Origin of the sequence: Dulcicalothrix desertica PCC 7102 (assembly GCF_003991905.1) — a bacterium.
Classification (GTDB): Bacteria; Cyanobacteriota; Cyanobacteriia; order Cyanobacteriales; family Nostocaceae; genus Dulcicalothrix; species Dulcicalothrix desertica.
Genome location: NZ_RSCL01000078.1, coordinates 4,190 through 6,518, shown reverse-complemented (window position 1 = coordinate 6,518; position 2,329 = coordinate 4,190). Strand labels below are relative to the sequence as shown.

Here is a 2,329-nt window from a genome sequence, read left to right as displayed (position 1 = left end):
TACCAATATTTAAAACGTTTGTAATCTTTCCAGCGCCACCGCACGAACAAGGCGGTTGGCATCGGTCGCAAGTTTAGAAATCACATGAGCAGGTGTACTGTTGTTTTGGGCAACAGCGTATCTTTCTATCCAACATATGGAATCAGCGTGTTGCACTAAGAACTCCGGTGGTGTGATTGGGTGAAGCAGCAAGATAAAACGTGTTGATGTGGGTTTATCAGAACTAGCGACTTCTGCAAGAACGGCGCCAGATGAATCAGGGTCTTTCTGTATAAGGGCTTTCACGGCGTGCGCGCGGATACCCAACGAACCTTTGCTTTTTTTGGATAAAGCTAAAAGCGTTTTCACACTTGTGTTTGGATTTTTACTAACGGCAATTAAAACATTCTTGTTTGTATGAAAAGTTAGTTCATGTAAAGTTTGAGATGATGTTCTTGGATTATTAGCAACTGCTAAACATAATGCAACATTACTGTTGTAAGCGATATTAGATAAAACATCTTGTGGTGTCGCTGGATTATTGGCACATTCCCATGTTGATAAAAAGTCAGTTATTTGTTGATTATTTGAAGTAGATTTATTTTTGAGGTTAGTAATCGCTTCGATACAAACTTGGTAATGCTCATCTTCAAGCAGATTAAATAAAATATTAATCGGTATTTGAGGGTTTTTAGCTATTAATATTCTAATTGTCTTCTTGATGTAGTTTATTAGGGAAGAATCTGACTGATGATATTGTGATTGAACATATAAATGCTTAAAAATATAAGCTAGATTTTTGGGTTGACGTGCAAGTGCAATTAATATATCAAAATTGTCAATGCTTGCAAGCTCTTGATAAACATTATAATCAATATTATCTGACAAAAGTAGTAACTTGCAAATACTATTAATATATGAAGAACTTAAATGTGGAGAATATTTAAATAAATGATAGCGTTTGATATAAAATAGCATTGATGTTCGGGCTGATTGAGGACTTGATAAAGTTGGTTTACTATCATCTGTTGTAAACAATTTTTTTAAAATAAATTCCGAAGTATTATAGTTACGGTAAATAGCTTTTTTAATTTCTGAGCAATCGATTAAAGCTAATTTTTCTAGAACGAACAATGGTGAGTTAGGATTTGATGCAACAGCAGTTAAAATTTTAATTATTTTTGGATTAGCAAGTTCTATTAAGGTATTAGCATGTGTATCTAAGTAACCAGGTTGACTTAAATCGATTGCCGCTCTGATTTCTGGACTTAATGCATCTAGAACTAATTCCGCTATTTCTAAAGGAGTTTCAGATTTAGCAATAATCTTTAAGTGAGTATAGTCAGATAACTTAAGTAACATCCTTTTATCTAATATGCCAACATCATACATAAATATTTCTTTTTCTTTGTTGGGATGTAAGAATGTATACTTTTTAATTGCTTGCCAAACTTCTTTATTCCATCCTTCTGTAATTTCACCTGCGACTTGAACATTTTGTGAAGCTACATATGCAATACTATCTAACGCAATGTTTGCTGACTCTGACATTTTTATCTGATTAATTATTTGCAATAAAAGAGATTTAGGCGCCTTTGAATGATTAGCGATAATGTTCAGTATCTCAACATGATTACATAAAGCTGCCATTTTCATATATTCTAGTGGGATATCATCTAGTAATAAAATATTTTTAACAGTTTGAATAGGCATTTGTTGAAAAAGGCGTGGATTTTTCTGTGCAAATAATCGAAATGTTGGATTATTTATCAATTCATACGGAAAATAGGCGCCGAGTACAATTAGCTTGACAATAGGTGTATTCGGATTTGCAATCAGGCTTCTGTATATTTCTATTTTATACATAAGGATACTTAATACTAATAAAGTTTGGGTTGGAGTGGCATAATTATTAGGCACTAAATATCTAAATTTAGTACTTTTTAGCGCTAGCTTATGTAATGCATCAGAATGAGTATTTGCATCTGCGGCTTGTTCGATAAATGAGTTAATCATATCAATTCTCCTTAAAGTGTCTGTAAGCGTTTTCACATATGAATTACAATCTGTAGATACGGCTATAAGAATATCCTTGCCAAGCGCCAGTATCACTTGTTTAATCTTTGATGGTAGAAAGCGAGGTAAGTGATGTTTTCTACTCTTCATACACTCATCTCTTTTTTGGAATCTGACAGTCGGTGAATAGATTTTATTTCTACTCGTCTTTATTTGTATTTGAGGCTAATCTTTTCTTCGCTTTCTTCTTGTGCTGGCATGATATAAGGAAATCGCATGATTGTGAGCAATCGGATTGTAACGATTTTTCAACCAGTCTTGAACAAGTTCTAAG

At 33.3% G+C, this 2,329-nt stretch carries 1 protein-coding gene; it reads right to left on the bottom strand.

Going from position 1 to position 2,329, the window contains the following annotated elements:
- Nucleotides 1-9: 9 nt before the first annotated feature.
- Complete coding sequence (locus DSM106972_RS50575) at nt 10-1,995, bottom strand: hypothetical protein (RefSeq protein WP_127087791.1); 1,986 nt, start codon at nt 1,993-1,995, stop codon at nt 10-12.
- Nucleotides 1,996-2,329: the final 334 nt, after the last annotated feature.

Excerpts from the sequence above, each read along its gene's own strand:
- DSM106972_RS50575 (WP_127087791.1), bottom strand. The coding sequence starts at position 1,995 with ATGATTAACTCATTTATCGAACAAGCCGCAGATGCAAATACTCATTCT.